Origin of the sequence: Bradyrhizobium sp. 482_C4_N1_8 (assembly GCF_052075965.1) — a bacterium.
In the GTDB taxonomy this organism is placed as follows: Bacteria; Pseudomonadota; Alphaproteobacteria; order Rhizobiales; family Xanthobacteraceae; genus Bradyrhizobium; species Bradyrhizobium barranii.
In genome coordinates this window covers 7,581,799-7,607,059 of sequence record NZ_CP197231.1, presented here as the reverse complement: position 1 = coordinate 7,607,059, position 25,261 = coordinate 7,581,799, and the positions used below count along the sequence as shown (strand labels likewise).

At 60.3% G+C, this 25,261-nt stretch carries 23 protein-coding genes, 1 tRNA gene and 1 pseudogene; 20 read left to right on the top strand and 5 right to left on the bottom strand.

Annotated features, from left to right (window positions below; genetic code table 11):
* Window positions 1-431 precede the first annotated feature (431 nt).
* From AB7Z56_RS36000 to AB7Z56_RS35990, 3 genes are all read left to right on the top strand, one after another.
* A tRNA-Glu gene (locus AB7Z56_RS36000) sits at window positions 432-516 on the top strand.
* A 212-nt stretch (window positions 517-728) separates the two neighbouring features.
* Entirely contained in the window at window positions 729-1,199 is a 471-nt protein-coding gene (locus AB7Z56_RS35995; protein WP_167768314.1) for a hypothetical protein, read from the top strand.
* A 160-nt stretch (window positions 1,200-1,359) separates the two neighbouring features.
* The gene (locus tag AB7Z56_RS35990) at window positions 1,360-1,731 is read left to right on the top strand and encodes an ABC transporter substrate binding protein (RefSeq protein ID WP_084795292.1); all 372 of its coding nucleotides are present in this window, start codon (window positions 1,360-1,362) and stop codon (window positions 1,729-1,731) included.
* 790 nt (window positions 1,732-2,521) lie between these two features.
* Here AB7Z56_RS35990 and AB7Z56_RS35985 read toward each other — a convergent pair.
* On the bottom strand, window positions 2,522-3,799 hold the full coding sequence (locus AB7Z56_RS35985) for a complex I NDUFA9 subunit family protein (protein ID WP_231144273.1): 1,278 nt from the start codon (window positions 3,797-3,799) through the stop codon (window positions 2,522-2,524).
* 805 nt (window positions 3,800-4,604) lie between these two features.
* Between AB7Z56_RS35985 and AB7Z56_RS35980 the strand changes: the two genes are divergently transcribed.
* From AB7Z56_RS35980 to AB7Z56_RS35970, 3 genes are all read left to right on the top strand, one after another.
* Complete coding sequence (locus AB7Z56_RS35980; protein WP_441256753.1) at window positions 4,605-5,798, top strand: aspartate kinase; 1,194 nt, start codon at window positions 4,605-4,607, stop codon at window positions 5,796-5,798.
* Window positions 5,799-5,960: 162 nt separating this feature from the next.
* Window positions 5,961-6,797 (top strand): glycosyltransferase family 2 protein, encoded by an 837-nt coding sequence (locus AB7Z56_RS35975; RefSeq protein ID WP_063986658.1) that lies wholly within the window; start codon window positions 5,961-5,963, stop codon window positions 6,795-6,797.
* 421 nt (window positions 6,798-7,218) lie between these two features.
* The gene (locus tag AB7Z56_RS35970; protein ID WP_085403297.1) at window positions 7,219-7,434 is read left to right on the top strand and encodes a hypothetical protein; all 216 of its coding nucleotides are present in this window, start codon (window positions 7,219-7,221) and stop codon (window positions 7,432-7,434) included.
* Window positions 7,435-7,629: 195 nt separating this feature from the next.
* Here AB7Z56_RS35970 and AB7Z56_RS35965 read toward each other — a convergent pair whose 3' ends face one another.
* On the bottom strand, window positions 7,630-7,869 hold the full coding sequence (locus AB7Z56_RS35965) for a hypothetical protein (protein WP_063985314.1): 240 nt from the start codon (window positions 7,867-7,869) through the stop codon (window positions 7,630-7,632).
* Window positions 7,870-8,082: 213 nt separating this feature from the next.
* Between AB7Z56_RS35965 and AB7Z56_RS35960 the strand changes: the two genes are divergently transcribed.
* Window positions 8,083-9,381 carry a c-type cytochrome gene (locus tag AB7Z56_RS35960; protein ID WP_063985313.1) on the top strand — a complete coding sequence of 433 codons (1,299 nt, stop codon included), beginning with the start codon at window positions 8,083-8,085 and terminating at the stop codon, window positions 9,379-9,381.
* On the opposite strand, the gene AB7Z56_RS35955 is transcribed toward AB7Z56_RS35960, so the two are convergent.
* Window positions 9,382-11,352 (bottom strand): 4Fe-4S binding protein, encoded by a 1,971-nt coding sequence (locus AB7Z56_RS35955; protein WP_063986657.1) that lies wholly within the window; start codon window positions 11,350-11,352, stop codon window positions 9,382-9,384.
* A gap of 211 nt (window positions 11,353-11,563) precedes the next feature.
* Between AB7Z56_RS35955 and AB7Z56_RS35950 the strand changes: the two genes are divergently transcribed.
* From AB7Z56_RS35950 to AB7Z56_RS35905, 10 genes are all read left to right on the top strand, one after another.
* A complete protein-coding gene (locus AB7Z56_RS35950; RefSeq protein ID WP_063986656.1) occupies window positions 11,564-12,271 on the top strand; it encodes a biotin/lipoate--protein ligase family protein in 708 nt (235 codons plus the stop codon).
* Window positions 12,268-12,807 carry a DUF6505 family protein gene (locus AB7Z56_RS35945; RefSeq protein ID WP_063985312.1) on the top strand — a complete coding sequence of 180 codons (540 nt, stop codon included), beginning with the start codon at window positions 12,268-12,270 and terminating at the stop codon, window positions 12,805-12,807. The genes AB7Z56_RS35950 and AB7Z56_RS35945 overlap by 4 nt, the downstream gene beginning before the upstream one ends.
* The gene (locus AB7Z56_RS35940) at window positions 12,804-13,811 is read left to right on the top strand and encodes a DUF6352 family protein (RefSeq protein ID WP_063985311.1); all 1,008 of its coding nucleotides are present in this window, start codon (window positions 12,804-12,806) and stop codon (window positions 13,809-13,811) included. The genes AB7Z56_RS35945 and AB7Z56_RS35940 overlap by 4 nt, the downstream gene beginning before the upstream one ends.
* Window positions 13,808-14,323, top strand: coding sequence for a DUF3305 domain-containing protein (locus tag AB7Z56_RS35935; RefSeq protein ID WP_063985310.1), 516 nt, complete (start codon window positions 13,808-13,810; stop codon window positions 14,321-14,323). The genes AB7Z56_RS35940 and AB7Z56_RS35935 overlap by 4 nt, the downstream gene beginning before the upstream one ends.
* The gene (locus tag AB7Z56_RS35930; RefSeq protein WP_063985309.1) at window positions 14,320-14,973 is read left to right on the top strand and encodes a DUF3306 domain-containing protein; all 654 of its coding nucleotides are present in this window, start codon (window positions 14,320-14,322) and stop codon (window positions 14,971-14,973) included. Before AB7Z56_RS35935 ends, AB7Z56_RS35930 begins: the two co-directional genes overlap by 4 nt.
* A gap of 119 nt (window positions 14,974-15,092) precedes the next feature.
* Complete coding sequence (locus tag AB7Z56_RS35925; protein WP_441256752.1) at window positions 15,093-15,872, top strand: molecular chaperone TorD family protein; 780 nt, start codon at window positions 15,093-15,095, stop codon at window positions 15,870-15,872.
* Window positions 15,873-15,900: 28 nt separating this feature from the next.
* Window positions 15,901-16,110 (top strand): twin-arginine translocation signal domain-containing protein, encoded by a 210-nt coding sequence (locus AB7Z56_RS35920; RefSeq protein ID WP_063985307.1) that lies wholly within the window; start codon window positions 15,901-15,903, stop codon window positions 16,108-16,110.
* 12 nt (window positions 16,111-16,122) lie between these two features.
* Window positions 16,123-19,071 (top strand): formate dehydrogenase subunit alpha, encoded by a 2,949-nt coding sequence (locus AB7Z56_RS35915; protein WP_441256751.1) that lies wholly within the window; start codon window positions 16,123-16,125, stop codon window positions 19,069-19,071.
* Between the two features lie 12 nt (window positions 19,072-19,083).
* The gene (gene fdh3B / locus AB7Z56_RS35910) at window positions 19,084-19,680 is read left to right on the top strand and encodes a formate dehydrogenase FDH3 subunit beta (protein ID WP_063985305.1); all 597 of its coding nucleotides are present in this window, start codon (window positions 19,084-19,086) and stop codon (window positions 19,678-19,680) included.
* 42 nt (window positions 19,681-19,722) lie between these two features.
* Window positions 19,723-20,727 carry a formate dehydrogenase subunit gamma gene (locus AB7Z56_RS35905; RefSeq protein WP_063985304.1) on the top strand — a complete coding sequence of 335 codons (1,005 nt, stop codon included), beginning with the start codon at window positions 19,723-19,725 and terminating at the stop codon, window positions 20,725-20,727.
* A 35-nt stretch (window positions 20,728-20,762) separates the two neighbouring features.
* Here the strand turns inward: AB7Z56_RS35905 and AB7Z56_RS35900 are convergent, their stop codons facing one another.
* On the bottom strand, window positions 20,763-20,885 hold the full coding sequence (locus AB7Z56_RS35900; protein ID WP_256376430.1) for a hypothetical protein: 123 nt from the start codon (window positions 20,883-20,885) through the stop codon (window positions 20,763-20,765).
* A gap of 321 nt (window positions 20,886-21,206) precedes the next feature.
* On the opposite strand from AB7Z56_RS35900, the pseudogene AB7Z56_RS35895 reads away from it, so the two are divergent.
* Together AB7Z56_RS35895 and AB7Z56_RS35890 are read left to right on the top strand one after the other, a co-directional pair.
* Window positions 21,207-21,335 (top strand): annotated as a pseudogene (locus AB7Z56_RS35895) (formylglycine-generating enzyme family protein); the annotation flags it as partial.
* A 130-nt stretch (window positions 21,336-21,465) separates the two neighbouring features.
* A complete protein-coding gene (locus tag AB7Z56_RS35890; protein ID WP_063985302.1) occupies window positions 21,466-24,249 on the top strand; it encodes a UPF0182 family membrane protein in 2,784 nt (927 codons plus the stop codon).
* 203 nt (window positions 24,250-24,452) lie between these two features.
* Here the strand turns inward: AB7Z56_RS35890 and AB7Z56_RS35885 are convergent, their stop codons facing one another.
* On the bottom strand, window positions 24,453-24,665 hold the full coding sequence (locus AB7Z56_RS35885) for a hypothetical protein (protein WP_063985301.1): 213 nt from the start codon (window positions 24,663-24,665) through the stop codon (window positions 24,453-24,455).
* A gap of 311 nt (window positions 24,666-24,976) precedes the next feature.
* Between AB7Z56_RS35885 and AB7Z56_RS35880 the strand changes: the two genes are divergently transcribed.
* Window positions 24,977-25,186: a cold-shock protein gene (locus AB7Z56_RS35880; protein ID WP_038945713.1), complete on the top strand. Its 210-nt coding sequence runs from the start codon at window positions 24,977-24,979 to the stop codon at window positions 25,184-25,186.
* The last annotated feature ends 75 nt before the right edge of the window (window positions 25,187-25,261 follow it).

Sequence of the window (25,261 nt, the reverse complement as noted above, 5' to 3'; positions counted from 1 at the left end):
AATCATTGATTTCGCAGCCCGCCTTCGCCCGTCGGGCTTCGGCGCGGCAGCCTTCGCCGCTTCGCTTGCCATTTGCGGCACCGGTTTGCCTAGCCGAAGCTCGCGAAGCGTGTCGGGACCAATCAAAAGCGAGTCGCTTAACCCATTGATTTATCGTGGCCTGCCAAAAATTCGCGAGTCGAGAAACCCAAGAATCATGAGTCGATTTTCACCAAAAGCCAAAACTCGTGAGTCGATAGGGGAAGCGCGCTCGATATTGAGTTCTGAGTTCGCGTTGCCCGCTAAATGTCGTAGGTCGAAGTCTCGTCAAAGGCAGCCTAGCGGGTCGCGACTCGTGAACTAGGCCGCGAATTCTGACAAAAGCTCGAGCCAACCACCTAGTCCTTGATGGATGGAACTCCGCCTGAACCAGGGGCTCGGCTCTTGATCCTAGCCACAACTCCGGCGGCGAACTCACTCTTGCTGCTCAGCCCTCTCAAGGCTGAAACAGGGGATCGATTCCCCTAGGGAGCGCCAGCAAGTGTTTTTCAGTCACTTACATCAACAAATAGCGGCGCTAGCGGCATTCGATAGCGGCAATTCGCGGGGCCGCCACGCTCGCCGGGCGAGTGCTTCGTGAAGTTGAATTTGGTTGGATATGGAAATCGACGAAAACCTGATCCGCCGCGACCTGACGTCGGCGCAACGGGCGAAGCTGATCTCCAAGCGAAAGGCGGCTTGACGGCCTTATGGACAGTTTCGCTAAGGACACGGCGGCAAAATCTGGCAAGTCCGAGCGATCGATTGAGCGCGACGTAACCCGCGCCAAAGCGCTAGGCTCCGACCTTGATCGCGTGGCCGGGACGTCGCTGGAGAAGGAGCGCTTAACTGGACGCGCGGGCGTGCTGCAGACCACAGTAGCGCTTGTTCCAGATTTAACCTTCCGCGACGACATCAAGCTTAATCCGCGTCTTCGATTGCACCCGAGCTGCGGAGCGCTAACCTCTCTGCACCGGACATTGCCCCGTCCGGGTTCACCATGGCGAGGTCGTCGCGCCAAGATACTCGGCGCGGCGGCTTCGTTTATCTACCGCAACGGTATGAGCTTCATTTGGCGAATAAGCCCGACGATGACCGGTTCGATCTCGTTGAGATGCGACGACAGATCACGAACTTACGCTCGCAACACTCTGACAATCTTCTCGTCACATCGCGATTGAACCGCTTCTTCGTGAAGATTGCATTTTTATCTGAGCCGAAGGATGCAGCACACGCGCAGCACCTGCGGTCCGAATTCGCGCGGACGCTGCAAGGTATTGAAACGATCGTCACCCGGAGGCCATCTGCGAAGCGATCTGGTATCGTTAAGCGGCCCAAGTAATGCTAACGCGGGTGCGCTCTTGCGCTCGCCGGGTCCGGGGCCGATGGTCGATGGAGTCGCGAAGTCGTCCTCGTTTCGCGTATCGAAGCCGCATCGCCGCGTTGGCGTTGATGCACCGCATTCCGAGCTTCGCAACATCGCCGGATTTCGTCGGGGAAGGTGGTCTACTCGCTTACGGTGCGTCGAGACGGCGTCTTTTTATTCGATCAGCTTACCACGTCAAAGGAATCCTTGAGGGTGCACGAGCCAGCGACTTGCCCGTCGAACAGCCGACACGGGTCGAGTTATGGATCAACGTTAGAACTGCAAAAGCGCTCAAGCTCGTAGTTCCGACGACACTACTCGCACAAGCTGACCAAATAATTGAGTAGACGCAAAGACGTCTATTGGCACGAGCCCGACCAGTCGCGTTGGTCTGGCAAATTCCGTTCACGCGAGTAGACCGGAAGTCACCGGCTCAAAGGTGGACCGGTGCGTACGACCCGGACCTTGGCACGGGACCTCTGTCCTGGGCTTTTCATTAGGACCACGGCGGCTCTTCGCTCGCCCCGATTGCCTCGTGGTGGATTGTGAAGCCCGCCGAACGTCAGCAACACAGTTCTTACAGAGGCAGGATCGAAACCAATATCCTTGGCGTTTGGTGGATGTGCCTCGCTGCCCTTCAATCGGAGCGTCAAGTGCAACTGCTCGCAAAGGTGCCGAACCACGAGATTGACCTGATCGTCAGTCATGATCTGCTTTTCCCGCTACCATCTTGCGGCCCAACTGGTAGCACATCTGATAGCCCTACACGCAACGACCCCGCCTCGCGAGTCGCGTGGTAGGGCCGCCTGCCGTCCGGACTTGGGCTGGATGAGTCGAGCCGGCCAACTCAATTTATTCCCGGTCAAAGTGAAGAGGTGACTGCGCAAAAGGAGCACTCCGTTGGGTATCCTAATGTGACAGATCGATTGTCCTAATTCGGACAGCTCCAGGCGGCTGGCCGCACGCTAAGGGTTCACTCGGGAGGGTCATTCCCCTTCGGCTCTTGTAAAAACTTTGGCGGATGAACTGACCCCTGAGCTGCGACCATCGATCTATCGGGCCTAGTGCGCGACCTCGGAGGTAAGCCGCTTCCCGACATCAGTAGTCACATCGTGACACGGTAACGAAGTCTCAACCCTACCTGGCTCGACCCTCATTTGTGTTTTGAGTTTCCTCGTTTGTATGCTTGAGCATCGCTTTGAGTTCTTCTTCGAGCGATCGCGGCGAAATTCCGAGTGAACCGAATCCCGGCCGACTGCCCGAGACCATCGTGTCGATCTGCATAAGCTCAACCTGATTGCGCGTGAGCGGCGGGTGCGGCAGGATCTCAGCGAGGCCGGCGGCGGCATTCCAGAAAGCAAAGGGTACTCGCACCAGCATTGGCCGCAATCCGGCGGTGCGCGCAATGGTCCGCAACAGGTCGCCGTATGAGTAAACGCGCGGGCCGGCCAGTTCGTAGATTGGAAACGGTCTTTGTGTTTGCCGCAGGACCTGTGCGATCGCCGCGGCGACGTCGTCCACGTACACCGGCTGAAGCCTCGTCCTGCCGTCGCCGAATAGCGGATAAGCCGGCAGGGTCCGAAGCAGCCCAAGAATTGTCGTGAGAAAGGCGTCGTCCGGCGCGAACATTACCGCCGGGCGGATAACGACTGCGCCAGGGAATGCCGCTTGCACAGCCACCTCGCCCTCGCCGCGATTGCGAATATAGGGCGACGGCGATGTGGGGTCAGCGCCTATGCCTGAGAGGTGCACAAACCGTTTGACCCCGGCCCGCCGTGCCACTCCAGCGATCCTGGCGGCAGCTTCGACGTGCACCGAATGAAATGTGTCGCCTCCATGCTCGGTGTAAAGGCTGATCGCGTTGACGACGCCGTCGGCACCCATAACGGCGGCCTCTACAGAGCGCTCGTCATGGGCATCAGCGATGACCTGTTCCGCGTTGTCGCCCTCGGCCCGCGCAGGATGCCGTGAGGCTATACGCACCGTAACGGTGGAGACGCTCAAATGGCGTACAACGCGACAACCAACGAAGCCGGTCCCCCCAAACACGGTCACGCGGTTCATTCCCCGGTCCATCCCACGATCCTGCGCAACGTTCTGTATTGACCCGCCGAGCGCCGCGCGCACTGCCTCAGTGGCCTCCGCCGGCGAACTGCCTTTGTTGAGATGATGTGAGATCACATCAATCAAAATGTGCGCTGCAGGGCCGACCGTTTGCCACTCTTTCCTAGCTTGATCGATTAGCGGCTGCGCCTCATTATAGAGCGTTTCCGCCTGTTCGATGATCGGATGTGCCTTACTGAGAAGATCGATCAGCGCCTTGGTCGCGGGCAATGACCGCTCAATTTGTTCAAGCTGCGCGTCGCTGAGACCGGAAACGTGACCAATGACTTCAATGAGCAAGTGTTTCAGCATAGCGCAACCTTGCTGGTAGCGACGCACTAACTCAGGGCAACCAAGCGAAAGTAGGCACGGGCTCGGGGGGCGTCAGTTGTTGTCTCAGCCGACAAGGGCCCGGCCGCCAAGCTCTCGGAGCTTGGAACAATCGCGCGCAATGGTGGATGATATTTGATCCACATCGATTATGTCCAGCATCTGGACCCAAATTTTCGTTAGCTGCCTTGGGCAAGGCCTTTGGGGAGTGCAAGGCTGACAAGTCTTGGAACGTCCTAGAAAACACGACGTCGGGCCACTCTGTTAGGACACATCCGGCGGGGCCGCCTTGCCGAAAGAGGCGCGGTATTGAGAACTGTCCTGATGGACGGTGATGGGCCTCAGTGCCCAAGTCGAACGGCTTGAAGCGGTGGAGACGGGTCGGCGGCACCGCTGGTCCGAGGACGTGCGTGTGGCCATTTCCCGGCGAAACCGGTACGACACTTTCATTCAGGGATTATTTTTCGGGTCGGCAGAACCTTTAGCGTTACCCAGCCGATCTTGTCGTGACCGCCAATCTTCCGCCAAGAAAAACGATTCTTGTATCGAATACTTGGAGAGCTGTGAAAGGCGATGAGCGGAGAGGTACGTGGGCAACCGCGTGCACTGGCCTATTCTCTGAACCTCAGAGACGCGCTGGCGCGCGGAAAAAAACGTCGCGAAACCCGATAGGGGGTGGTCAAATCTCTGCGCGGAGCGCAGCAATCTTGGAGCTAGATGCATGAGATTATCCGGCGGAGCGAAGCGAACATCAAGCCACCGCTCATACAGCTGCCGTCGCACGTAAATGCGCAACAATCCGACCATCGTGCAAAAATACGGCGGCGTCTGTCTAGAAACCCCGGAAAAAATTCGCGCGGTTGCGAGGAGCCTCGCCGATTTGCACAGCCGTGGTCATCGCGTCGTGGCGATCGTTTCAGCGATGGGTAAGACGACCGACGAATTAATTAAGGCGGCTTATCAAGTAAGCCCGCATCCCAACCGCCGCGAACTGGATATGTTGCTAACGACCGGTGAGCGCATCAGCATGTCGTTGATGAGCATGGCCCTGTCTGATCTCGGTGCGCCAGCCATTAGTTTTACCGGGAGTCAGGCCGGTGTAATGACAGACGAATCTCATTCTTCCGCGCGAATTTTAGATGTGCGGCCTGCGCGCGTGCTCGAAGAACTCGGTCGCGGACGCATCGTGGTTTTAGCGGGCTTTCAAGGCGTGAATCCGCGAACCAAAGAGATCACCACACTAGGCAGGGGCGGCAGCGACACCACTGCAGTCGCCATGGCTGCGGCGCTAAAGGCCGAGCGCTGTGAAATTATCAAAGAGGTCGACGGAATTTGCTCGGCCGATCCGCGCGTCGTGGCGAACGCAAAGCCATTGCGCCGGCTGGATTTTGCATCCTTATCCGAAATGTGTTTTTGGGGCGCCAAGGTTTTGCATTTTCGCAGCGTGGAGCTGGCACAAAGCCAAAATATCCCTTTGTTCTTACGAAAATGGGGCAATTCCGAACACAGCACGCGAGTGATGAAAGAGGTTATCGGAATGGAAAGCGGAAAAGTCTTGGCCGTCAACTCGATGGCTCGTATTGAGCATGTGGAGATCGCTTCGACGAATCTCAGTCACGGTTTTGAGAAATTTGCGCAGTATCTCAAGCAAAACGGCCTATCTTGGCCGCAAGTCCTCGTCTCGGCTTTCACGGCCGGAAAAACGCGCATCATGATGACTTGCGAGTCGGAAACGCTCGACACTCTGCTGCGCACGCTGGAAAGGAGCAAGGACTTGCGCAAAGGGCGTGAGACTTTGAGTTCGGTGAGCCTCACTTGCTTCGGCGGCGTTTCTTCAGACTTGCCATTTCAGGCGATGCAAATTCTGCAATCCCGTGGGATTGTCGTTGAAAAGTACGTTCTATCACCACATTCGATAAATTTGTTCGTTCCTGTGGCGACCCGCGAGGCCGCGGTCACGGCCTTGCATTCGCTGATCTAACAACCTCTTCGAGAAGATATCACGAAATCGCGTATGGGGAGGGATGGTCAAGAGGGGCGGCTCGCCGGCTCGATGCGGCGACAACGAGAGTTCTTAATCTTGCTGATACGCGCCCGTCCGCCATCGTTGGTGTCAATTTTTTATAGTCGGGAGGCGTCGATCATGCCGGGCACCATTGGTTGGCTACTTCGCGAGGGCGAACGAATCATTGCTTGCAACACAGGTCTATTGGGTGACAAGCACCTTCTAATCGGCGCTACCCGCGTTCGTAACGAAGCGCTTATTCTCAGAGACACACTGGATTACGTGGGCAAGCAGGTCGATGCGATTGTCGCTTATGATGACGCGAGCACGGATCGTACGCTGGAGATTCTATGCGAACATCCGAAAGTCGCTCTGATTGTGACAAATCGGTCGTGGGAAGCTGACATCGAGGCGCGCCGGATTGCTGAGGGTCGGCATCGCGGCCTCTTGTTGCAGACGGCGCGCGAGCATTTGCAGTTCGACTGGATGTTTTGCTTCGATGCGGATGAGCGCGTTACCGGGGATTTACGCGGATTCATAGAAGGAACGCATTCTAGAGAATGCGACGGCGTGCGGGTTCAACTGTTCGACGCCTATATGACTCCTGGGGATCATGCACCCTATCAGGCCGATTGCGAACTGTTGGACTTTCGTCGTTTCTTCGGTCCGGAACGGCGAGACATTCTGATGTTGTGGCGAAACCGGTTGGAGGTCACCTTCGCAGAGCACCATGCGCGCGAGCCGGGTGGCGTTGAACGCGTGGCGACTGGCCTCTATTGCCAACACTACGGCAAATCGTTGTCGGTCGACCATTGGGAAGAGACCTGCGACTACTACATGCGACACTTTCCGTTCGATACCTACGGACGAAAATGGCGCGAGCGCAAAGGTCGAGCAATCCACACCCAATCGGACTTCATGCGGCCGTTGTACGAGTGGGGTGACAGGCTCTTTGCGAATGCGATCAAGATGTGATTGTCCGAAAACTGAGCCGCCCCCGTGCCAATGCGGCCGCTTCGAAGTCGGCTTCGTTGATCTGGACGCGTTTTGGTCTGCGTTCGGTCGTGTTCGTTGTGTTCCGGTGAGATCGTTTCTGGTGCGAAACTGGTGCGATAGATGGTCTGAGATTTTCGTGCCTGACGTGCTGTTTCGCAACGCCTCCCGAAGATTGTTCGTGACCAGCGCGCCAAACAAATCGCGCCCAACAAGCCTTGCCGCGCCGCGCGGTCGACGAACCTCGCTCCGGGGATGAAGCCGACTCTGACGGTTCCAAACTAGGAACCTGACAGGCGCTGAGCGCAAGAATCCCGGGAGGTGTGAGGCGGCTCACACCCCCACGTCAGGCTTCGCGCTAATCAGATCGCTGCGGGGATTTCTGGCGGACAGGAGATTTCGCATGAAGCCTTTGATCATTTGTTCTATCGCCGCTGTTGGTCTGCTTGCTGCTGTGACCGGCATCCCGCGATCACACTCGAACGCAACGGTCGGGCGCGCCGGAACATCAAGCACGTCGACATTGCAGGGCATGCAAAGCGGTCGAAGCGCAGACAAACTGCCGGTCGACGATTTTGACGATCGGTCATTGGTCTTTCCGCGGGATTCCAAGCGCTAAAGCATGATCCGGAAAAGTGCGCAGCGGTTTTCCGAAAAGATCATGCTCAAACAACAACCTAAAGCGCGATGACGATTCATCCCAATCTCATCGCGCTTTAGGCAGAAGGCCGCGCAGCAGACCGTTCAGCCAGGGCTCGCAAATAGATGCGCTTGAGCCTGCGAGGTCGAACGAAATCGTGGTCGAGAGGCGGGGCTACGGGCCCAGGAAAGCGGGCGGAATCGGGTAGTCGTTCCCCAAAAGGCCGAGCAATTCCAGTTCGCCTCGATGAGCGTCCAGTTCCAGAATGGCCAAGAGAAGCATCAGCACGGCCGCGGTATAGATGAGGAACGGTGACGTTTCAGCGGGCACATCGTCATGGTGTGGCGGTATCGCATTGCGAAGTGATCGCCACAACGAAATGAAATGCAGATACGTTTTAGGTCGTATTTGCATGACGTCGTCCTCGACGTGTCAGATCAAGCATAGGTTCAGGCTATGCCCGGTTCAAGCCGACAACAGCCGTTGCGGCATTGAGTAGCGGAGCCATGCCCGTCCTGCGGTGCAGCATGGAAACCGGATAACGGCTTCAATCATTGACGAGACCGAGCGAGTGCACGTACGCCGTGTCAACACCGACGACATGCCCGAACGACCTGTAAGCCGCAGATGAATTGGGTCCCACGTCTCAGCACCAGTCTCTGCATCGTTGCCGCTCTGCTGGCGATGCATTCAGCGCCGGCGCCAGCGCAATTGACAGGTCACGGTGGGCCCGTGCGGGCGATTGCGATTTCCAGTGATGGCAACAATGTTCTGTCGGGCAGCTTCGACACCGCCGCCATCCGATGGTCGCTCAAGACCGAAGCCGCCGAGCAGGTCCTTCGCTTTCACTCCGATGCGGTGAACGCGGTGGCCTTCCTGAAGGATGGGCGGATGGTGACTGCCGGAGCGGATGCGAAGGTAGCGATCTGGACGCCTGGCCGGCAGCAGCCGGATCAGGTTTTCGAGGGCCATGGTGCGCCGATCGCTTCACTTGCAGTCTCGCCGGATGGCGCAAGAGTGGCTTCTGCCTCCTGGGACCATACAGTTCGTATCTGGTCGCTCGGCGATGGCGCGCAGCAGGTGCTGGAGGGGCATGCGCAGAACGTCAACGGCGTCGCATTCACGTCGGATGGACGATCGCTGGTGAGCGTGGGTTACGATCGTGAACTGAGGATCTGGCCATTGGCGGGTGGCACCCCAAACGTCATCACGCTGGGCTCACCCCTTAATGCCGTGGCAGTCGCGCCTGACGGCGAGATCGTAACGGGTGGTGCTGATGGCAAGCTACGCTTTCTGATGTCGGAGGGCCGGGAAAGCGGCGAGGTGCAAGCTGGCCAGACGCCGATTGTCGCGTTGTCGATCTCTCCAGACGGCACGTCGGTCGCTGCTGCAGGAATTGGCGGTGTCGTGGCGGTCATCGACCGAAAGGCGCGAAGCATCGCGCGAAGCCTGGTCGATACAGGTTCGCCCGTGTGGTCGGTCGCTTTCCTGCCGGACAACGCAACATTGCTGACGGGCGGCGTCGACGGCAGGATCCGGCGCTGGAACGCGCTGACCGGCGCCCCCATCGGCTCATCGTTGCAAGCCACGCCGCGCGATCCGCTTGCAGCCTATACGGGAGATCACGGGGCCGAGGTGTTCAGGGCGTGCGTTGCCTGTCATACCCTGTCCGAGCAAGACGCGCAGCGCGCCGGCCCCACGCTTGCGGGCTTGTACGGCCGCAGGATCGCGTCGCTGCCTGGTTATCGCTTCTCCGACGCGCTCAAAGCGATGGACATCGTGTGGACGCCCGAGACCGTGTCAAAATTGTTCGAACTCGGTCCGAACGCCTATACGCCTGGCACAAAAATGCCGGAGCAGCGGATTGGATCCGCGAAGGATCGCAAGGCGCTTACGGATTTCCTGGCGCGCGCCACCGCCAAGTAGCTAACGCTTGGTCTCACGCTCACGGAGATAATCATCGGTCGTGCGAGGCGAAGCGCGTTCGGGCACGCCGGCGAACGGGTCGAACTGTTGTTCACTCATGGCGGTGACGCGGCAGTCCGCGCACATTCTGACCACGTCCAGCCGCTTGTCGCCCGCGGGATACATCCAGTGTCGGCCCTCGAGTTTCGCAGCGATCTTCTCGATCGTGCTCTTTACCCCAAAGGGTTTATTGCAGCGGATGCAAAGCGCCGGCTCTTCCTCCTTGATGATCCGTGCCGGAGCCCTTGAGGCCCGGAAATCGATCTGCGGCTTCAGAGTGATCACCTTTTCCGGGCAGGTGCTCTGGCATAATCCGCACTGCACGCACGCATCTTCGACGAATTTAAGCACGGGACGTTCGGGATCGTCGCGGAGAGCCCCGGTGGGACAGGCCGACACGCAGGCCAGGCACAAAGTGCATCCGTCCGTATTGACGGTAACCGTACCAAGCGGCGCGCCCTGGGACAGCGCAATGACGTCGGTCGGCACAGGCGCAACGCGGTGCAGTTCGTGAAGAGCGAAGCGAAGCAGGTCGCGCCGCTTGCCTACCGTCTTGAAGGTTGCGGGACGCTCCACGGCCGGCGCGGGTTCAATCGACCGCAGCACTTCGCCCAGCACGTCCGGGTCGTCCGTTTCGATAGTCGCAACCCGGCGCCCCGAAAAACCTAATCCGGAAACAATGGCATCAGCCATCGTTATGGTTTGAGAAAGCCCGGAGATGTCGTGCAGAGGTCTCGCGCGGAGGAGAAAGCGTATCCCCGCTGCGCCATAGGCGAAGGATGCCACGACCGCTTCCAATCCAACCTGTGTCACCTCGTTGACGGGGAACGGCAGCACATTGGCGGGAAGCCCGTCGCCGTGGCGGGCGAGCGCATCGATCAGCGTGCTGCCATGTTGGGTGTCGTGCAGCAGCACGACCGCACCGGAGCCGCCGGCTTCGCGGTAGGTCAAAAGCATTGCGCGCAATTTGTGCAGCAGCGCATCGGGCGGCGGAAGGGCATAGGTTGCTGCACCCGTCGGACAGGCCGCGGCGCACTGGCCGCATCCGGCGCAGACCTCAGCGTTGATCTTGACGTGATCGCCATGTGGCGTGATCGCTCCGGTCGGGCAGAGATCGAGACAGCGATGGCAACCCGTCAGCCTCGAGCGCGAATGGACGCAGATCTCTGCGGTGAAATTGACGTATTTCGGCTTGTCGAAGTTGCCGACGAGGTCGCGTGCCCTGAGCACCGCACGCAGCATCGCGGCCGGGTCCCGCGGATCCGCGCGGAGATAGCCGTCGCGCAAGTCATGCGCAGGAAAAAGCGGTTTCCCGCCGGAGAGATCAAGGACGATGTCGCAGCGCGAAGTCAGGCCGTCGCACGGAGCCTCGAAGACGAGCTTATCGCGCGAGGAGGGGCGGGGGGCCGCATAGTCGTCGACCGTCAACTCGAAGGCCCCCAAATGGCCCTTGGCGTTACGGATCGTTCCTTGGACGATCGGAAAGGATGTCGTCGCCGGCGGCATAATCTGTGACGGCTTTGTGATCATGATCGTCACGTCGAGATGATCGGCAAGCAATCGACCAGCTTCGACCGCAAGTTCGTCGCGGCCATAGATCAGGATCACCCCTTCGCTCGATAGGGTGACAAACGGAAAAGCAGGCGCAGCCTCGGACACAGCGGCGAGCAGTGCTGCCATTTTTGGGCCTGCCTTGGTTCCCTCCACCGACCAGCCGGCCGTCTCGCGAAGGTTGATGAAATCCAGTTTCCCCGAACGCCCCTTCGCCTCGTCGCCAAACAGTGGGGCCTCCTGGGTGCAGCCGACGATGAGCGGTCCTTCCGCCTTCGCCGCGTTGCGAAAATGATCGAGCTCGGCCCTGCAGAGCTGGCGGAACTCGGCGATTTCGCTTTTGCGGCATCCTCGCTTCACGGCGGCCGTATCGAGGCGCATCGTGTCTTCGCACGAGCAGATCAGGATCGTGTTCGGCGGATCAGGCATGCGCAGCCCTTCACCTCCTGAAGAGGTCCGGGAACGACGGCGAGCGGACTCGCGTCGCCCCTCCTGGTCGATTAAGTTATTCTCACAAGAGAAGAAAAGAAAGCTGGAGGTCCGCCTGACACCGACAGCCCCTGGGCACTCATCGGTCACGGAGCCAATCAATCTGCCTCCGCCATTCACGCTGGTGAGGCTGCGCGAAAGTCGTGACTCTTTCGCCCATGCCATGCATATCGCCGAAGAGAGTGGGGCAGGTACGCTGACCTACGTGGGGCGGTTCGATCTTGCCGAGTTCGCAGTCGTCCTTGAACCTGGCGAGCCGTTGCGTACCGCGCGCCGCGCTTTCTATGCGGGGATGGTGGCGCTGACCGACGCCTTGCGCGCGTATGCGCCGCCGAACAAGGAGATCGCGATCGACTGGCCGGACGCGATCCGTGTTGACGGCGGCCTCGTTGGTGGCGGGCGGCTCGGCTGGCCTTCGTCCGCAAAGGAGGACGAGCCGCCGCGCTGGCTGGTGTTCGGTGCCATGATCCGGACGGTTGCGATGAGCGACAGGGAAGCCGGCGTTTATCCGCTCGCTTCCGCCCTGGATCAGGAGGGTTTTGGTGAGGCCGGCGCGATTCAGGTGACGGAGAGCTTTGTGCGGCATCTGATGCGCGCTCTCGACGCCTGGCAAGCCGATGGATTCGACGGCATCGCACGCGAGTTTCTAAGTCGGTTGCCGTGTGCGCGGCAAACCACATATGTGATCGCTGACAACGGTGACCTTATTGCCCGCCGGATTGGGACAAACAGGACCGATCGGCACGACCTGAAGAAGGGCTTGCTATCGCCGTCATGGTTCGATTCAATACTCGGAGGACCGCGTCTGTGAAGCTCTTGCGCACCATCGCGCTCGATCCATCCGACACGTTCGTGTTCGACGTGCCGGCGCAGCCTGGCGATTGGGCGGTGTCGGGCGCCTTCCGCTTTTGTAATCGGGATGCAGCGAAGCTGAGCGGCAAGGACCGTTCGGCATTTCGAAGCGGTTTCCTCGGCGTGCAATCCTGGGGCTGGTCGACACTGGTGCAAATCGTCCCCGCGACTGAAGGCGATCGCCGGACGTTGGTGGAGCTCCTTGCGAAACAACTGGTCGAACGGTTCGGGGCGCCGGACCTTGCAACCGCGCGCCTTGCCGCTGAAGAGGAAGTCGCCTTTGCGCAATCACTCTGCACGCATCCCATCAGCGCGCTGATCGCGGTCCACCGCTCGGCGAGCAATGGCGAGGTCCGCGAGTCATTCCGCAGATTGCAACTGCGCGAGGGCCAGCGTCACGGCAAGGCGTTCTCGTTCATGGAAGTGGAGGATGACACCGAGCCCGACAAGGATCTCAATCTTGCGAATATGAGCGAGGAGCCGTCGCGCCGATGAGGGATTTCTGGATCGCCTGCGGCCACCATCTGCTCGATCACAATGCGAGCGGCGGGCTCGTGGTCACGGATGAGTTCCTGAAGGCCTACTTCGTGCGCCCCGAACTGATGCCGCCGGACGACGCCTGCGCGGTCGAACGCAGGTTGCACCAGGAGCTGCTCGCTGACCCGGGCCGGGCAGTCGCTGCGGAGGAGGTAGCTGCGATCGCCGATGCAGATGCGCGGGAGAACTGGCAATTCGTACTGGCATTTCGGAAGCTTCTGCTGCGCGAACCCACGTTGGAAGCGGCCTACCTTGCATTGGTTCGCTCACGTCACGTCAACCTGCCGCCGCTGTTTGTGAACCACCTTGTTCACGTGATCCTGCGAAATGCGCTTGACGGCTGCGAGGACCCGTTCGTGCTGCGCGCGGCCGAACTGTTCTTCCGGCCGCAGCGTATCGTGCCGCACGAACACTTGCTGCTGTTGGGCGACGAGGAAATCATTGGCGGGCCAAGCCAAACGCCCGTGTTGTCGCTGATGTCCATGTTGGGGGCAACAACCGGCGCGGAGGTCGACGTCCTCAGCGAGGGGAATGCCGACAGCTACTGGCAGCGCAGCGATCAGTTCGATCTTGCGCTCGATTTCACCGGCGGAACGCGGGGCCCCGCTGCGCTGGCAGAGGCCATGGGGCGCTGGATTACTCATTTGCTTGGATTTGCCGTCGGAATTGAGCCGCTCACCGCCCTGCGCGATGCGAAGCTCACCTGGTATGTTGGGCTCGATGCTGAAGCCACCCGGATGGGCGACCAGCTTTGGCATGGAGAGGCGCTGGACGACCGCACCGCAAGCCGTGTGCTGGCGCTGTTCCGGCTCGCTTTTCCAGATTCCAGCCTGGTCGTTGATGCGGTCGGGCGCGAGCCGGTCTACCTGATCCTTGCAACGACCTCCGATCAGCTGGTGCAGATGAAGCCGCAGAATCTGTTGACGGGGTTGCCGATCAAGCACCTGGAGGCTGCAACGTGAGCCCCGGCGCGCTGCCATTGTTGCGCATTCCGGTCGGCGTTGTCGTCGAGCGCCGCGAGGCGGATTCCCCATGGATTGATTTTGTCTGGCGCGGCATCGGCGTCTTGCCGGATGAGTCGGAGATGATGCCGTGGACTGTCCTACGGGCGCAGGAGGGATTGACGCTCTTTTATGCCGGGAACGCCATGGTCGATCTCTATCGCTCGGAAACCGAGCGCTACCGCGACAATCTTGCCACGGGCGCTCCCCGCATCTGGATCGTATTGACTCCCTCCGAGGGCGCCTGGCCCTATGCCGTTTCGGCCGTCACCGCAGATCCAGCGGAAGGCGAGGCATTCACGGAAGCAGGTGCCAATCTGGTCGAAGCGGTGCCAATGCCTGAGATACTGCATAAGGCGATTGAAAATTTCATCGCCGAGCACCACGTCGAGAGGGAATTCGTCAAGCGCGAGCGACGCCGCGCCGATCCTGAGGCGCTTGCGCGGCGTCACCACGACGGTGAGCACGAATGAGCGACGAGCAATTCCTGGCGCGCTGGGCGCGCCGCAAGCAAGAGGCGAAGGCCGGTCACGCTGAACCAGCCCCTGAAGAAGCCGCTGAGGCGCATGGGCCGGCGCTGTCCAACCGGGCCGCGGCAGAGCCGGCTCCCCCGGAGACGGAGCTGTCGAACTTGCCCCCGATTGAATCGATCGATGCTGCCACCGACATCACGGCTTTCCTGCGCAAAGGCATTCCGCAGGAGTTGAGCCGGGCGGCGCTCCGTCGCGCCTGGAGCGCCGATCCCACCATCCGCGATTTCGTGGGGTTGGCGGAAAACGCCTGGGACTTCAACGACCCGAACGCCATGGCTGGCTTCGGTCCGCTGGACTATTCGGCCGAGCAAATTGACGCTCTCGTCCGCCGCGTCGTCGGGGGCGTGGTAGAGGCCGCCGAGGGCCTCCCCGATCCGCGCGAGGCTGCCGAAAACGCCGCGCGATCGGCTCCCGCGGAGGCCGGTTTCGAGCAATCATCAAATCCGGTGAAGGCGATCAAGGAACCTCGACCGCTCGGCGAGTTCGCAGCCGCGGAATTGCCGTCGAATTCTACTGCATCGCAACCCGTAGCTGCGAGTGAAGAGACTCCCCTTCGGCACCGCACACATGGCGGGGCGTTGCCCCGGTAGACTGCGACTAAATGCGATAGCCTCAGGCTATGGCTATCAATTGACCGCTCCCGGACACGCGGCTAGTCTTTGTTACGCAAACGCAATCAAGCGCTTGGCCCCCTGGATGGGAGGTCGGCATGCGCGATGCGGGCCTTGAACGAGCCATCGATGCGGCGGGCGGCGTTGCCGAGCTTGCCCGAAAAATCGGTATTGCCCAGCCCTCGGTGTCGAACTGGAACAGGGTGCCCGCGCAACTTGTGATTGCGGTCGAAGGCGCGACGGGTGTGTCGCGCAAAGTGCTTCGTCCCGATCTCTATAGTGAGCCGGCCGCGCCGGACGACGCGGTTGATCCGACCGATGCCGCGCGCGCGCAGGAATACGCGCTGCTTGCAACCTTGCTCTCGTCCGCGCCGTCGGCCGCATTGCTCGAGCAGATCGCGCAACTGCATGGCGATGCGACGCCGCTTGGACGCGCCCACGCAACCCTTGCAGAAGCTGCATCGGTAGCGGCCGTATCCGAGGTCGAGCGCGAATATTTTGACCTCTTCGTCGGTCTGGGTCGCGGCGAGTTGCTGCCTTACGCATCCTATTACTTGACGGGCTTTCTCCACGAACGTCCGCTGTCGCGCCTGCGCGACGATCTCGCCGCGCTCGGCATTGAGCGGGTCGAGAGCAATTTTGAGCCCGAGGATCACGCGGCGACGCTGTGCGAGATCATGGCGGGCCTTGCGGTGGCACGCTTCCCGGTGCCAACGGAAGCACAGCGCACATTCTTCGAGAAGCATGTGTCCCGCTGGATGGGACGTTTGTTTGCCGACATGGAGAAGGCGGAAAACGCCAAATTCTACCGGTCGGTCGGAACACTTGGACGAAATTTTCTGGAAATCGAATCCGAGGCTTTCACGTTTGTCAACTGACCAGCGCCGCTGGTCCAGGAGAGATGCGATGAGGGACGAGCAGAGAACGACAGTCGGACGCCGCGATTTCCTTCGCAAGGTCGGCATCGGCACGGTCGGTGCGGGCGCGACGCTGGCAACGCCCTTGATCACGCCTGCTCAGGCGGACAGCGAGACCGACGATGAGAAACGCAAGGCGCGCTACAAGGAGACCGATCATGTGAAGGCGTACTACCGTGTCAATCGCTATCCGGGTTGAGAGGAGGCGGCCGTGCTGATCAGGAGAACACAACAGCGTTCCGAATCCGCTTCACGCGGATCAATCGCGGGAGGTTTGTCCGGGCAAACCAATGGTCTCGACCGCCGCACCTTCCTGCTCCGGTCTGGCCTTGGTGGCGGCGCTCTCGCTGCAGTGAGCACGCTGCCGGTCGGCGGCGTCCGCAAGGCGAAAGCAGCAGTGGCAGGTCCCCTCACATCGGGAGCAACCGTTCGCAAGAGCGTCTGCACGCATTGTTCGGTTGGATGCACCGTGACGGCGGAGGTGCTGAATGGGGTGTGGATCGGCCAGGAGCCGAGCTGGGAGTCCCCGATCAATCGCGGATCACATTGTGCCAAGGGCGCTTCTGTGCGCGAGCTCGTGCACAGCGAGCGGCGGCTGCGCTATCCGATGAAGCTCGTGGGCGGGCAGTGGACGCGTGTCTCCTGGGATACGGCGATCAACGAGATCGGCGACAAGCTCCTGGAAGTCCGCGAGAAATCTGGGCCCGATTCCATCTATTGGCTCGGCTCGGCCAAAATGACGAACGAAGGCGCCTATCTGTTCCGCAAGCTCGGCGCGTTCTGGGGAACCAACAACACGGATCATCAGGCGCGCATCTGCCATTCAACGACCGTTACCGGCGTGGCCAACACCTGGGGCTACGGCGCGATGACCAACAGCTTCAACGATATCCGCAATGCCAAGACCCAGGTCATCATGGGCGGCAATCCAGCCGAGGCGCACCCTGTATCGTTGCAGCATCTGCTCGAGGGCAAGGAGCTTCAAAAGGCCAACTTTGTCGTCATCGACCCGCGCCTGACGCGAACCGCGGCACACGCGACCGAATATGTTCGGATGCGGCCGGGCACCGACATCCCGGTGCTGTACGGCATGATGTGGCACATCCTCCAGAACGGGTGGGAAGACAAGGAGTTCATCCGACAGCGGGTCTATGGATTCGATGATCTCCGGAAAGAAGTGGAGAAGTGGAATCCGGCAGAAGTCGAGCGTGTCACCGGCATTCCCGGCGAGCAGCTCAAGCGCGTCGCCAAGATGTTTGCTACCGAGAAGCCGGCAACGCTGATCTGGGCCATGGGCCAGACCCAGAAGACCGTTGGCACCGCCAACGTGCGGGCCAGTTGCATCGCACTGCTGATGACCGGCAATGTCGGCGGAGCGGGCATGGGCGCCAACATCTTCCGTGGCCATGACAACGTGCAAGGCGCGACCGATGTCGGGCTCGATATCGTCACGCTGCCGTTCTACTACGGGCTCGCCGAAGGCGCGTGGAAGCACTGGTCGCGGGTTTGGGAAGTCGACCATGAGTTCCTGAAGTCGCGCTTCGACTCCAAGCAGATCATGGAAACGCCCGGCATCCCGCTGACCCGCTGGTTCGAAGCGGTCACGCTGCCGAAAGATCGGATCGCGCAGAGGGACAATGTGCGGGCCGTGTTCGTGCAGGGGCACGCCAGCAACAGCATCACCCGCATTCCTGAATCCCTTAATGGCCTGAAGGCGCTCGAGCTGCTCGTCATCGCCGACCCGCATCCGACGACCTGGGCCTCGCTCTCGGTCGAGGCGGGACGCAAGGATGGAGTCTACATTCTCCCGGTTGCCACGCAATTCGAGTGCAAGGGTTCGCGCGTTGCCTCGAACCGCTCGTTGCAATGGGGCGAGCAGGTCGTGAAGCCGATCTTCGAATCGAAGGACGACCTCGAGATCATCTATCTCCTGGCGAAGAAGTTCGGCTTCGCCGACAAGATGTTCAAGAACATCAAGGTCCAGAACAATCTGCCCGAGGCGGAGGATGTCCTGCGTGAGATGAACCGCGGCAGCTGGTCGACCGGCTATTGCGGGCAATCGCCCGAGCGCCTCAAGGCGCATATGAAGAACCAGGCGAAGTTCGACATGCTGACGATGCGGGCGCCCAAGGACGATCCCGAGGTCGGCGGCGACTATTACGGTCTGCCTTGGCCGTGCTGGGGATCACCTGAAGTCAAGCATCCGGGCACGCCGCTGCTCTACAACACCAATCTGCACGTGATGGACGGTGGCGGCACGTTCCGTCCGCGCTTTGGCGTCGAGCGCGAAGAGAAGCTGCCCGACGGCACCACGCGCAAGGTCAGCCTGCTCGCGGACGGCTCGTACTCGAAGGGTTCGGCGATCGAGGACGGCTATCCGGAATTCACGCTGGCGAGCCTGAAGAAGCTCGGCTGGGACACGGAGCTCACGGAAGCCGAAATGGCTGTGATCAACAAGATCAACCCGGCCAAGCCAGACGTGGTGTCGTGGTCGCTCGACCTGTCGGGCGGAATCCAGCGTGTCGCGCTCATGCATGGTTGCGTGCCCTATGGCAACGGCAAGGCGCGGATGAATGCGTTCGGCTTGCCCGACCCCATTCCGGTACACCGGGAGCCGATCTACACGCCGCGCGTCGACCTGGTCGCGAAATATCCGACGTTGCCCGACGCCGAGCAGTTCCGGGTGCCCAATATCGGCTTCTCGGTGCAAAAGGCGGCGGTCGAGAAGGGGATCGCGAAGCAATTTCCGCTCATCCTGTCGTCCGGCCGTCTGGTCGAATATGAGGGCGGCGGCGAGGAGACGCGCACCAACCCCTGGCTCGCCGAATTGCAGCAGGACATGTTCATCGAGATCAATCCAGCCGATGCCGCCGAGCGCGGCGTCACGGACGGTGGCTGGGTCTGGGTCACGGGCGCAGAGAACAATTCGAGGGCCAGGATGAAGGCGCTCGTCACCGAGCGTGTCGGCAAGGGCGTTGCCTGGATGCCTTTCCACTTCGGCGGTTGGCTCGCAGGCAAGGATCTTCGCAGCAACTACCCCAAGGGCACCGATCCGATCGTGCTCGGCGAAAGCGCGAACACGATCACCACCTACGGGTATGATCCCGCGACGAACATGCAGGAGACGAAAGTCACTCTCTGCCAGATCGCGGCGGCATAAGGAGCAACGACGATGGCACGTATGAAATTTCTCTGCGACGCCGACCGTTGCATCGAGTGCAACGCCTGCGTGACGGCCTGCAAGAACGAGCACGAGGTCCCCTGGGGCATCAACCGGCGTCGTGTCGTCACCATCAATGACGGCAAGCCGGGCGAACGCTCGGTCTCGATGGCCTGCATGCACTGCACCGATGCGCCCTGCGCTGCGGTGTGTCCGGTGAACTGCTTCTACACCACGGCCGACGGCGTGGTGCTGCACTCCAAGGACCTCTGCATCGGCTGCGGCTATTGCTTCTACGCCTGTCCGTTCGGCGCGCCGCAATATCCGAAGGTCGGCAATTTCGGCTCCCGCGGCAAGATGGACAAATGCACCTATTGCGCCGGCGGTCCCGAAGCCGACGGCAGCAAGGAGGAATACGAGAAATACGGCGCGAACCGGCTTGCCGAAGGCAAGCTGCCGCTCTGCGCCGAGATGTGCTCGACAAAATCGCTGCTCGCCGGCGATGGCGAGATCATCGCCCAGATCTACAGAGAGCGCGTACTGAAGCGCGGCTACGGCTCGGGCGCATGGGGCTGGAAAACCGCCTATCGCGAGACGATCGAGTCCTGAAGCAGGCCGCGGCCACGCGGCGCAGATGCCGAGGAGGAGTTCATGTCGTCATCCGGAAGGTTCATTCCAGTCACCATCGGCGCGTGGGCATTGCTTCTGTTGATCATTGCGGCGCCGGCACCGTCACTGGCCCAGCAGGTCAATCCGACAGCGAGCTCGGTTAACGAGCGGCAGCTGCTCCAGGAAATGGACCGGATCCAGGGGCGCGTCAGCATTCCCGACCAGCGCTCCAGCGTGCTCATGCAGCCGGCTGGCCGCGAGTGGCGTGAATTCCGCAACGTGGCGCTGCGCTGGATTGGCGGGGTTGCCATCCTCGGCATGCTGGCGGTTCTCGTGATCTTCTATTTGACGCGCGGCATGGTCCGTCTGGAAAGCGGACGATCCGGCCGCACAATCGTGCGCTTTTCCTTATTCGAGCGTTTCGTGCATTGGATGACTGCGACCTGCTTTGTCGTTCTGGCGATTTCCGGATTGAACATCACCTTCGGCCGTCCGTTGCTCCTGCCGCTGATTGGCCACGAGGCGTTTTCCGAATGGTCGCAGTGGGCGAAGTACGCGCACAACTACCTCAGCTTTCCGTTCACCATCGGAGTCGTGCTGATCTTCCTGATGTGGATCGCTGGCAACGTCCCGAACAAGGCGGATGTCGATTGGATCAAGCGCCGTGGCGGTATTGTGGGTCACGATCATCCACCGGCCTATCGTTTCAACGCCGGCCAGAAGGCAATCTATTGGATCGTGGTCATTGGCGGAGGCCTGGTGGCGGCCACCGGATATGTGCTGATGTTCCCGTTCTATCTGTCAGGTATCGAAGGGATGCAGTTCGCGCAGATCGTTCACTCCATCGTGGCGATGCTCTTCATCGCGGCGATGCTGGCGCACATCTATATCGGGACGATCGGTATGGAAGGCGCGTTCGAGGCAATGGGCAGCGGCACTGTCGATGTCAACTGGGCCAAGGAGCACCATGGGCTCTGGCTTGAAGAGCAGAATGCGCGCGCCGAAGCGAATGCACGGCCCCGGCCGGCGGCCACCGCGGCGGAGTAGGGATCGCGCGGCCCATAAATGTGCCAGGCGCTTGGTCAGAGCCGCACGCCCGTCGTCGCAAACGCTTGTTGGACGGGTTCCTGGATCTGGTCAAGGACGACAAAACCGGCCGCCGCGATCACAATTGCGGCTGCGCAGGCGAGCAAGAAGGCTTTCATGGCAAGGCTCCGCCGGAGATCGGGGGGTAGTTTATATGAGCGAGCAACCTGCGGACAACTGAATCAGCACGTGCCGAAATCCGATCGTTGGTTGGCCGGTTGGCACGATAGCGCCGCCGAATCTACCACAAGAACGGAGAGACCATAGTCAGCTGTCGAGCAGTAGTTTGACGAAACAACATAGGCAATCATCGCGACTCGTTGGCGCAATCGCAGAGCCGTCAGGAAGAAACTGTCCGCAGATCATTTAGGTCGCGCCGATGAACGGCACATCGCGTGCCTTTGAATTATGACAAATTTTCTGCTGGCGGCGGCCTTAACGGACCGGGCAGCTCGATCCGCGGGCTGGACGAGCACCCGGTCGTGCATGTGGCGTTCAACGACGCCGAGGCCTTTGCCAAGTGGGCAGGCAAGGAACTTCCGACCGAGGCCGAATGGGAATTCGCGGCGGACCTCGCCACTTTGCGCTGTTTCGCGATCCTGGCGACCCAGGTTCGAGCACCCGTGCCCCCGCCTTGAAGCGCTATTCCGACCGCGAAATCGAGCGGTGGGCGTCCCTCATTTCCGCTATGATCAAGCCATGACGATCGGGATCACCGGACCCGAACGGAAGGTACCAAGGCAGAGTGCCGTGGTCGGGCTCACTATTGCGGCCGCTGTCATTGGGGTTTGCCTGATCCTGCTTTGGCTCGCGAGCGACCTCCTCGTCGACTGGCTGTGGTTTTCCTCGATCAATTATCCGCAGGTTTTTTGGACGACAATCGGTGCGAAAACCGTCATCTTTCTTGCGGTCTGGACCGGAACCGCCATCATCCTTTGGCTGAACGGATGGTTCGCCCTGCGCTTTGCCCGACGGCGGTCGACACAGCTTGTCACCGCTTCGGTGTGGAACTTCGCGGTCAACGCGCCGCCAGATTTGCTTGCGCTTTTACGCGGTCGACTGCCGTGGTCCCGGTTGACCGTAGGTGGGGCAGCTTTGATCGCTCTGCTCGTCGCCGCCGCAGAAGTCGGCAACTGGGGTGTCTTCCTGCGGTTTGTCTATCAGGTGCCATATGGCGCAGACGATCCGCTCTACAACAAGGACATCGGCTTCTATCTCTTCTCGCTGCCCGCCTATATCCTCATCAAAAACTGGATCATGCTCGTGCTCGTTCTCAGCGCGCTTTTCGCCGCGGCGATCTACTGGGTGCACGGCGATATCGAATACGACCTTCATCGCCGATCAATGTCGTCGATGGCGATTGCCCACGGCTCGGTGCTGCTCGGTCTTTTCTTTGCAGTGAAGGCCTGGTCCTATGGTCTTGATCGCTATCTGCTGCTCTACGGCGACAACGGTGTGGTCGTCGGCGCAAGCTACACCGATGTCCACGTGAGGCTCCCGGCCTTGTGGTTGGTGATCGGACTTTCGGTCATCGCGGCGTTCGCCACGTGGGCAAATTTGCGGGTGCGCACCTACCGGCTTCCTGCCGCCGCGTTCCTGCTTGTCGTGATCGGGTCTTTCGTGCTGTCTAGCGTGATTCCCGTGCTGTTCCGGGAGTTCTTCGTCAAACCAAGCGAATTGGAGCTGGAAAGGCCCTATATCGAACGCAACATTGCGCTCACCCGGCAGGCATACAATCTCGATCAGATCGCAGCCAAGCCGTTTGCGGCGGAACAGAAGCTTAGCTTCAAGACGCTCGACGCCAACAAGGCGACAATCGACAATATCAGGCTGTGGGACTGGCTGCCCTTGTCGGACACCTACGCGCAGCTGCAAGAGATCCGCACTTACTACAAATTCCATGATCTTGATGTTGATCGCTACTGGCTCGATGGCTCCTACCAAAGCGTAATGCTCTCGGCTCGCGAATTGCGGCCCTCCCTGCTGCCGCCGAATGCCCAGACATGGGTCAACCGCCACGTGCTGTTTACTCACGGCAATGGCGCGGTGATGAGCCCGGTCACGCGCAAAAGCACCGAGGGGCTACCGCTGCTCTATTTGCGGGATATCCCTCCGGTTGCGGATGGAGGCCCCAATATCCACGAGCCGCGCCTCTACTACGGCGAACGGAGCGACAACTACGTCATCGTCAAGGGGAGCACGCCGGAGTTCGACTATCCGAAGGGAAAGGATAATGTCTACGCGGCTTATGACGGTACGGGCGGCGTTCCGATAGGGGCGATGGTGTGGAGAGGCCTGTTCGCTTACTACTTCAACGACCCGAACCTACTGCTCTCAAGCTACATCACGACCGACAGCCGTATCATGATCCGGCGCAATATCGGGGAAAGAGTACGAACGATCGCCCCGTTCCTCAGGCTCGATCACGATCCTTATCTGGTCATCAGCAATGGGCGGATGTTCTGGATGCAGGACGCCTACACGGTGAGTTCCTACTTCCCCTCCGCGCAGCCGGCGCAAGACGAGGATATCAACTACATTCGCAATTCAGTGAAGGTCATCGTCGATGCCTATAACGGGACCGTCGACTTTTACCTGATGGAGACCGGCGATCCGATTGCAGCGACCTATCGGCGTATCTTTCCGAGCCTGTTCAAGCCATTCTCGGCCATGCCGGCGGATATGCAGAGGCACATTCGCTATCCGGAGGACCTGTTCCTGATTCAGGCGCAGCTCTATCAGAGCTATCACATGGAGGCCGCTGACGTTTTCTATAACCGCGAGGATCTCTGGCAGTTCCCGCGCCAGCCGGGCGGCGGCGGCATTGCGACGATGGCCCCATATTACATCATCATGCGACTGCCCGGCGAGCCGCAGGCCGAGTTTTTCCTCATGCTTCCCATGGTGCCAAGCCGCCGCGACAATATGATCGCGTGGCTCGCCGCGCGTTGCGACGCACCCGACTACGGCAAGCTGATTGTCTACGAGTTTCCCAAGGAGAAGCTCGTCTACGGGCCGTTCCAGATCGAAGCGCGGATCAATCAGAGCACCGATATATCGCAGCAGATCACGCTGTGGAATCAGATGGGCTCGCGGGTGATACGCGGTGCGAACCTGCTTGTGATCCCAATCGAGAACTCGATCCTCTATGTAACGCCGCTCTATTTGCGAGCGGAGCACGGACACCTGCCGGAGCTGAAACGCGTGATCGCAGCCTATGGTGAACATGTGGTGATGAAGGAGACGCTCGACGAGGCCTTGTCAGCACTGTTTATCGAGCCTGGCGCGGTGCGGCCGGTCTCGAGCACGAAGGAGGAAATGCCTGTCGCACGCCCGTCGGCAAGTCAGGCACGGGAGGCGCTCGACCGCTACAATCATGCCGTTGAACGATTGAAGTCCGGCGACTGGAAAGGCTTTGGCACGCAGTTCGACGCAATGCGCGAGCTTCTGGAGGAAATGAACCGGCACGCCACGGGCCACTAGCGTCGCGGCTCCTTTGGCGCTCATTGGGGAACACAGGGGCTGCATAGTTCGGGCTGAACACGCAACGAAGAGAGGCCTTGAGCTTGATCCGATACAGGCGGTGTTTGCACTCGCGGTACGAATGCCGCTGAGAAGCGAGGTGGACCGCAAGCAGGTCGAGCTGGATCTCCCCTGTGAACCAACCGACAGGCCCACTGTCGCGCCTACTGCTGTAGCCACTGACTGAGTTCATCTTCAGTTACAACACGCTCGAAATTCTCGGTTTTGCTTTTGATGCGGTATCGAATGCGTCCGTCCGCCTCAATCGGGAGGCATGCAACAATAGTGTAGACGGTCCGTTCGCCATTGTCGGCGCGGCCCTGCGGTCGCTGGGCTTGATGATGAACGTCGTCGTTGATCGAGAAGATGTAGGGCATTGTGTTCCTTACAGCATTTGGGGCGCGTGCGCCTCACAGAGAAGCCCGCCGGCCCGCTGATTGCAATCAAGGTTTTGCGGGCCGTGAACAGTCCCTTCGAGAAGGCCGCGGAACCCGAGGCCAGCCGCGGCGCCCTCTCATCTCATTCCCGTGGCAACCCATGCCACCGGTGGTATGGTGAAGGGGTTCGACCTATTGAATGACTTGATGGCCGCGCCCCGAGGGGGCCTTTCCAAGACATCGCTGGATCGAATTTGCTCACACGGATTGTGGGTAGCGAACTCTTTCGTGGGTACTGTTGGAGACGGATAATGGCAACGGGTGTCGTGAAGTGGTTCAACGGCCAGAAGGGCTTTGGCTTTATTCAGCCGGACAATGGTGGGCCGGATGTATTTGTTCACATTAGCGCCGTCGAGCGTGCGGGCCTTCATGGACTAGCCGAAGGGCAGAAGGTCTCCTTCGAGGAGAAGACCGATCCGAGGCGCGGAAAGACGAGCGCTGAAAATCTGAAGACCCTATAACATCGGTCGACGCTTCGGTTTCACGGATGTACTGAGAAGCAGGCTACAGGGGTGATATCATCGCCGACCTGCGGC

Coding starts and splice junctions, on each gene's coding strand:
- AB7Z56_RS35955 (WP_063986657.1), bottom strand. CDS start 11,352: ATGCGCCTCGATACGGCCGCCGTGAAGCGAGGATGCCGCAAAAGCGAA.
- AB7Z56_RS35980 (WP_441256753.1), top strand. CDS start 4,605: ATGCGCAACAATCCGACCATCGTGCAAAAATACGGCGGCGTCTGTCTA.
- AB7Z56_RS35925 (WP_441256752.1), top strand. CDS start 15,093: ATGCGCGATGCGGGCCTTGAACGAGCCATCGATGCGGCGGGCGGCGTT.
- AB7Z56_RS35890 (WP_063985302.1), top strand. CDS start 21,466: ATGACGATCGGGATCACCGGACCCGAACGGAAGGTACCAAGGCAGAGT.
- AB7Z56_RS35920 (WP_063985307.1), top strand. CDS start 15,901: ATGAGGGACGAGCAGAGAACGACAGTCGGACGCCGCGATTTCCTTCGC.
- AB7Z56_RS35880 (WP_038945713.1), top strand. CDS start 24,977: ATGGCAACGGGTGTCGTGAAGTGGTTCAACGGCCAGAAGGGCTTTGGC.
- AB7Z56_RS35930 (WP_063985309.1), top strand. CDS start 14,320: ATGAGCGACGAGCAATTCCTGGCGCGCTGGGCGCGCCGCAAGCAAGAG.
- AB7Z56_RS35985 (WP_231144273.1), bottom strand. CDS start 3,799: ATGCTGAAACACTTGCTCATTGAAGTCATTGGTCACGTTTCCGGTCTC.
- AB7Z56_RS35970 (WP_085403297.1), top strand. CDS start 7,219: ATGAAGCCTTTGATCATTTGTTCTATCGCCGCTGTTGGTCTGCTTGCT.
- AB7Z56_RS35900 (WP_256376430.1), bottom strand. CDS start 20,885: ATGAAAGCCTTCTTGCTCGCCTGCGCAGCCGCAATTGTGATCGCGGCG.
- AB7Z56_RS35975 (WP_063986658.1), top strand. CDS start 5,961: ATGCCGGGCACCATTGGTTGGCTACTTCGCGAGGGCGAACGAATCATT.
- AB7Z56_RS35990 (WP_084795292.1), top strand. CDS start 1,360: ATGCTAACGCGGGTGCGCTCTTGCGCTCGCCGGGTCCGGGGCCGATGG.
- AB7Z56_RS35885 (WP_063985301.1), bottom strand. CDS start 24,665: ATGCCCTACATCTTCTCGATCAACGACGACGTTCATCATCAAGCCCAG.
- AB7Z56_RS35940 (WP_063985311.1), top strand. CDS start 12,804: ATGAGGGATTTCTGGATCGCCTGCGGCCACCATCTGCTCGATCACAAT.
- AB7Z56_RS35960 (WP_063985313.1), top strand. CDS start 8,083: ATGAATTGGGTCCCACGTCTCAGCACCAGTCTCTGCATCGTTGCCGCT.
- AB7Z56_RS35965 (WP_063985314.1), bottom strand. CDS start 7,869: ATGCAAATACGACCTAAAACGTATCTGCATTTCATTTCGTTGTGGCGA.
- AB7Z56_RS35995 (WP_167768314.1), top strand. CDS start 729: ATGGACAGTTTCGCTAAGGACACGGCGGCAAAATCTGGCAAGTCCGAG.
- fdh3B (WP_063985305.1), top strand. CDS start 19,084: ATGGCACGTATGAAATTTCTCTGCGACGCCGACCGTTGCATCGAGTGC.
- AB7Z56_RS35905 (WP_063985304.1), top strand. CDS start 19,723: ATGTCGTCATCCGGAAGGTTCATTCCAGTCACCATCGGCGCGTGGGCA.